The organism is Brucella sp. NBRC 12950 (genome assembly GCF_030268145.1).
In the GTDB taxonomy this organism is placed as follows: Bacteria; Pseudomonadota; Alphaproteobacteria; order Rhizobiales; family Rhizobiaceae; genus Brucella.
In genome coordinates, this window is record NZ_BSQC01000084.1 from 1 (window position 1) to 255 (window position 255).

Consider the following 255-nt stretch of genomic DNA (forward strand, 5'->3'; position numbering starts at 1 on the left):
GAGATGGTTCGGGCGTTGAGCTTGCAAACGTCAAGATGTCGATGAACCCTTTTGACGAGATCGCGGTTGAAGAAGCGATCCGTTTGAAGGAAGCAGGCAAGGTCACGGAAATCGTCGTGGTTTCGGTCGGTCCGGCACAGGCGCAGGAAACGTTGCGCACCGCACTTGCCATGGGTGCTGACCGTGCAATTCTGGTGAAGACTGACGAAACGGTTGAGCCGCTTGGTGTTGCGAAGGTGCTGAAGGGCGTGGTGG

General features: G+C 56.9%; 1 protein-coding gene. It reads left to right on the top strand.

All coding sequences use genetic code 11. The features are described 5' to 3' along the window. The coding region (locus tag QSJ70_RS27560; RefSeq protein WP_502871737.1) for an electron transfer flavoprotein subunit beta/FixA family protein at positions 1-255 on the top strand (255 nt) is incomplete at both ends.